Source organism: Rhabdaerophilum sp. (genome assembly GCF_046092605.1).
GTDB lineage: Bacteria > Pseudomonadota > Alphaproteobacteria > Rhizobiales > Beijerinckiaceae > Rhabdaerophilum.
The window spans coordinates 1-5,121 of the sequence record NZ_JBJTDY010000147.1 but is presented as its reverse complement, the minus strand read 5'-3'; the positions used below and the strand labels follow the sequence as shown (position 1 = coordinate 5,121).

Below are 5,121 nucleotides of genomic sequence, written 5' to 3'. Positions count from 1 at the left end.
CGCGGATGCGCTTCCAGCGCGGCCGTCACGGCATCCGAGAATCCGTCCCGATCCACCGCGAGCGCCGATCCCGCCGGCACCTGGTGCCGGTCGCCGCAGGCCATGATGAGCGAGCCGAGCTGGCGCATCTCGTGATGGATGAGGCCAACAGCATTCGAATCGCTGTCATCCGAGCGGAAGGAATTCGAACAGACGAGTTCCGCAAGCCCCTGGCCCTTATGGGCTTCGGTCATCCGCGCCGGGCGCATTTCATGCAGCATCACCGGCACGCCGCTTTGCGCGATCTGCCACGCCGCCTCGCTCCCGGCGAGCCCGCCACCGATGACATGAACCGGTTCGGTCATCCCGCTGATCCCTGCTTTCCGGGCGCGCAACGCCCTGTTTCCCTGCCGAGGAACTAGGCCCTGCCGGGGGAAGCGTCAAACCGTTGGAATGCGATGGCGAAGAAAGATCCGCCGTTTCCGGCGGGCAGGAAGCCTTCCGGGCAAGAAAAAGGCCCGCCGTTTCCGGCGGGCCAGGAGCGTGTTCGGGCAGGGAGGACCCCAACACGTCAGGGAGCTTGCTCAGGTGTTTGCGATCTGCCGCGACACCTGGTCGATGCGCCAGCGGGCGATGCCGATATCGTCGAGTTCGCGGTCGGTGAGGCGCGAAAGCACCTCGACGGAACGACGATAGCGCAGATAGGCCTTGAGGCGGCCGATGAGGGTGGTCAAGATCATTGTCTTTCTCCAAAACTGGCGAACCGGGGGCAGGGGTGCCGGACCCTCTCGCTCGGGCTCGGATCCTTTCGGACCACCCCGCGTGAGAACCGCGCCAACCGCGTCACCGCTCTCGGATTCGCCAGCTTTTATGCAGTGCAAAAAAGGCGGAAAATAGGCATGATGGCCTCTTTTTTGGGCGGCATCTATGCGTTTTTTGCATATCAGGAGGGGCAGCCCATGGCGTGGCCCGCGTGCCGCCCGGAGCGCATTTGCGTCTGGACTAGCCGGAATTCTCCCGCTTTATCAGGATTGTGCAAGGAAGGGCCGGGGGATTGCGCGAAAGGCAGGCAAGGCCCGCCAGCCGCCTGGATCGTGATGAGCCTTGCCCGATCACGATCTTCGCGATCCCCGATCCATGCCGCCTCAGGTCGCTCTTCCCCGCTTCAGAACATCCCGCAGGAAGCGCCCGGTATGCGAGGCCTCGGCCTTCGCGATATCCTCCGGCGTGCCCTTTGCGACGACCATGCCGCCGCCATCGCCGCCCTCCGGGCCCATATCAATGACGTGATCGGCGGTCTTGATGACTTCGAGATTGTGCTCGATCACCACGACCGTGTTCCCCTGGTCGGCGAGTTCATGGAGCACTTCGAGCAATTTCTTCACATCATGGAAGTGCAGTCCGGTTGTGGGCTCGTCGAGGATGTAGAGCGTGCGGCCCGTCGCGCGGCGTGACAATTCCTTCGAGAGCTTCACGCGCTGCGCCTCGCCACCCGACAGCGTGGTCGCCTGCTGACCCACCTTGACATAGCCGAGGCCGACACGCGCGAGCGTTTCCATCTTCTCGCGGATCGAGGGCACGGCCTTGAAAAGATCAGCCGCCGCTTCCACCGACATGTCGAGCACATCCGCGATGGAATGGTCGCGGAATTTCACCTCCAGCGTCTCGCGGTCATAGCGCTTGCCCTTGCAGACATCGCAGGTGACATAGACATCGGGCAGGAAGTGCATCTCGATCTTGACGACGCCATCGCCCTGGCAGGCCTCGCAGCGGCCGCCCTTCACGTTGAACGAGAAGCGGCCCGGCTGGTAGCCGCGCGCCTTCGCTTCCGGCAGGTTCGCGAACCAGTCACGGATCGGCGTGAAGGCGCCGGTATAGGTCGCGGGGTTGGAACGCGGCGTGCGGCCGATCGGCGATTGATCGATGTCGATCACCTTGTCGAGCATTTCGAGGCCTTCGATGCGCTCGAATTTCGCGGGCATTTCCAGCGCCCCGTTGAGGCGGCGTGCCGCGGCCTTGAAGAGCGTCTCGATCACGAGCGTGGACTTGCCGCCCCCCGAAACGCCGGTGACGCAGGTGAAAAGCCCGAGCGGGATATCGACCGAAACCTGCTTCAGGTTGTTGCCCGAGGCGCCCACGAGCTTCAGCATCCGCGCGGGCGCGGCCTTGCGGCGCTTCTTCGGCACGGGAATGCTCTCGATGCCCGTGAGATAGCGGCCCGTGAGCGATTTCGGGTTCGCCATCACCTCGGCCGGCGTGCCCTGCGCGATGATCTGCCCGCCATGCACGCCCGCGCCGGGGCCGATATCGACGACATAATCCGCCTCGCGGATGGCATCCTCGTCATGCTCCACGACGATCACGGAATTGCCGAGATCGCGCAGACGCTTGAGAGTAACCAGCAAACGCTCGTTGTCGCGCTGGTGCAGGCCGATCGAGGGCTCATCCAGCACATAGAGCACGCCCGTGAGGCCGGAGCCGATCTGCGACGCCAGCCGGATGCGCTGGCTTTCGCCGCCCGAGAGCGTGCCGGAGGAGCGCGACAGCGTCAGGTAATCGAGGCCGACATCGGAAAGAAATCGCAAGCGATCACGGATTTCCTTGAGGATGCGCGCGGCGATCTCGTTCTGCTTCGGCGTGAGTTCGCCCGGCAAGGCCTCGAACCAGCGCCCCGCCTCGGCCACGGATTTCTCCGTCACGCGGCCGATATGCATCCCCGCGATCTTCACCGCGAGCGCCTCGGGCTTCAGGCGGTGGCCCTCGCAATCCGAGCAGGGTGTCGCCGACATGAAGCGCGAGATTTCCTCGCGGGACCAATCGCTTTCGGTTTCCTTGTAGCGGCGCTCGAGATTGGTGATGACACCCTCGAAGGGCTTCACCACCTCGTAGGCGCGCATGCCATCCTCATAGGCGAAGCGCACGGGCTCGGCGCCGGAACCGTAGAGGATGACCATCTTTGCGCTGTCGGGCAGGCTGGCCCACGGCTTGTTGAGCGGGAAGCCGTAGTGCTTTGCGAGCGCTGCCAGCGTCTGCCCGTAATAGGGAGAGGTGGAACGCGCCCAGGGGGCGATGGCGCCCTTGAGGAGCGTGAGCGTTTCATCCGGCACGATGAGGCCGGGATCGATCTTCATCTCGTGGCCGATGCCGCCGCAGGTGGGGCAGGCGCCAAACGGGTTGTTGAACGAGAAAAGCCTGGGCTCGATCTCGGGAATCGTGAAGCCCGAGACGGGACAGGCGAATTTCGAGGAGAAGGTGATGCGGCGGGCCGTGCCATCCGCCTCCTTCTCGTCGGCGAATTCGAGCACGGCGATGCCGTCGGCCATGTCCAGCGCCTGCTCGAAGCCATCCGCGAGGCGGCTGGCAATGTCCGGCCGCACCACGATGCGGTCGATCACCACGTCGATGTCGTGCTTGAGCTTCTTGTCGAGGGCAGGGGCCTCGGCAATCTCGAAATATTGCCCGTCGATCTTCGCGCGCTGGTAGCCGCGCTTCAGGAAATCCGCGAGCTCCTTGCGATACTCACCCTTGCGGCCCCGGATGACCGGCGCCAGCAGGTAGGCGCGCGTCTTCTCCGGCAGGGCCAGCACCCGATCGACCATCTGGCTCACGGTCTGGCTCTCGATGGGAAGCCCGGTCGCGGGCGAATAGGGAATGCCCACGCGCGCCCAGAGCAGGCGCATGTAATCGTAGATCTCCGTCACCGTGCCGACGGTGGAGCGCGGATTCTTCGAGGTGGTCTTCTGTTCGATGGAAATGGCCGGGGAGAGCCCGTCGATCTGGTCGACATCCGGCTTCTGCATCATCTCGAGGAACTGGCGCGCATAGGCCGAGAGGCTTTCCACATAGCGCCTCTGTCCCTCGGCATAAATCGTATCAAAGGCCAAACTCGATTTGCCCGATCCCGAAAGACCGGTGAACACCACCAGCTTGTCGCGCGGGAGGACGAGATCGACATTCTTCAGATTGTGCTCGCGCGCACCGCGCACGCTGAGCACCCGCTCGCCGGGGAAGCGCAGGGCGGCTTCATCGAAAAGGCTTTCGACAGCGTCCGCCTGCACGGCACGCAAGGGTTTCGACTTCGACATGGGAACCTGTGACCGGTGGAGCTGCGCCAGAGTTAGGCATGCGCCAACCCGCCCGCAAGCCGGCCCTTGCCCAATGCCGTTTCTACGCTGGAAACTCTGCCACGGATTGAAGGGATTGAAAAGAACAAAAAAAGAACATATGAGTGCGTGGCATGGACGCCGCATGAGCACGGCATGAGCATGCTGGCGCCATGGCTGTGCACAAGCCGTCATCAGGCCTGTCATGGGCCGTTGGGCCGGCTTATGAAGGACAAGCTTCGGCCGGAGGGCCGTCGGGACAGCGCGAGAGACGGGGAACGGGCATGTCGGGTTCGGTCAACAAGGTCATTCTGGTGGGAAATCTCGGGCGCGATCCCGAGACGCGGCGGCTCGCGAATGGCGATCCGGTCGTCAACCTGCGCATCGCGACCTCGGAGAACTGGCGCGACAAGCAGACCGGCGAGCGCCGCGAGAAGACCGAATGGCATTCGGTGGTGATCTTCAACGAGAACCTCGCGAAGGTGGCCGAGCAATATCTGCGCAAGGGCTCGAAGGTCTATCTCGAAGGCCAGCTCCAGACGCGCGAATGGACCGACAAGGACAACCAGAAGCGCTATTCCACCGAAATCGTGCTCCAGCGCTATCGCGGTGAACTCACGCTGCTCGATAGCCGCGAAGGCGGCGGTCGCGCCGAGATGGGCGGCGGCGACGATATGGGCGGTGCGGTGGGCTATGATCGGGGCGGGGGTGGCATGAGCCGTGGTGGCGGCGGTGGTGGCGGAATGGGTGGCGGCGGTGGTCGCTCCGCGCCTCCGCGTGGCAAGGGCGGCGATCTCGACGACGACATCCCGTTCTGAGGGGCAGCCGCCGCGGCTGAGCAAAAGAATGGGCCGATCCGCGATCACGCGAACCGACCCTTGCAAGTCTCCCCCGAGCGGGAGTTCCGGTCGAGCATGCCGCGAGAAGGAGAGGGCCCCGCGTGCTCGGACCGAAAGGCGTGCGCTACGAGCCGGAGCCCGGACGCGAAGCCTGGATCGGCCCCTTGTTCTCGAGCCAGTATTCGAGCATCGAGCCATCA

The 5,121-nt window shown here is 64.2% G+C and carries 4 protein-coding genes; 1 reads left to right on the top strand and 3 read right to left on the bottom strand.

Features of this window, described 5'->3' with window-relative positions; genetic code table 11:
• From ACKODO_RS11170 to uvrA, 3 genes are all read right to left on the bottom strand, one after another.
• A partial coding sequence (locus ACKODO_RS11170; protein ID WP_408983509.1) for an FAD-dependent oxidoreductase occupies positions 1 to 344 on the bottom strand: 344 nt, incomplete at its 3' end.
• 219 nt (positions 345 to 563) lie between these two features.
• On the bottom strand, positions 564 to 719 hold the full coding sequence (locus ACKODO_RS11165; RefSeq protein ID WP_408983508.1) for a DUF1127 domain-containing protein: 156 nt from the start codon (positions 717 to 719) through the stop codon (positions 564 to 566).
• Between the two features lie 405 nt (positions 720 to 1,124).
• A complete protein-coding gene (gene uvrA / locus ACKODO_RS11160) occupies positions 1,125 to 4,064 on the bottom strand; it encodes an excinuclease ABC subunit UvrA (protein ID WP_408983507.1) in 2,940 nt (979 codons plus the stop codon).
• Between the two features lie 302 nt (positions 4,065 to 4,366).
• Between uvrA and ssb the strand changes: the two genes are divergently transcribed.
• Positions 4,367 to 4,900 (top strand): single-stranded DNA-binding protein, encoded by a 534-nt coding sequence (gene ssb, locus ACKODO_RS11155; RefSeq protein WP_408983506.1) that lies wholly within the window; start codon positions 4,367 to 4,369, stop codon positions 4,898 to 4,900.
• Positions 4,901 to 5,121 lie beyond the last annotated feature (221 nt).

Excerpts from the sequence above, each read along its gene's own strand:
- ACKODO_RS11165 (WP_408983508.1), bottom strand. The coding sequence starts at position 719 with ATGATCTTGACCACCCTCATCGGCCGCCTCAAGGCCTATCTGCGCTAT.
- uvrA (WP_408983507.1), bottom strand. The coding sequence starts at position 4,064 with ATGTCGAAGTCGAAACCCTTGCGTGCCGTGCAGGCGGACGCTGTCGAA.
- ssb (WP_408983506.1), top strand. The coding sequence starts at position 4,367 with ATGTCGGGTTCGGTCAACAAGGTCATTCTGGTGGGAAATCTCGGGCGC.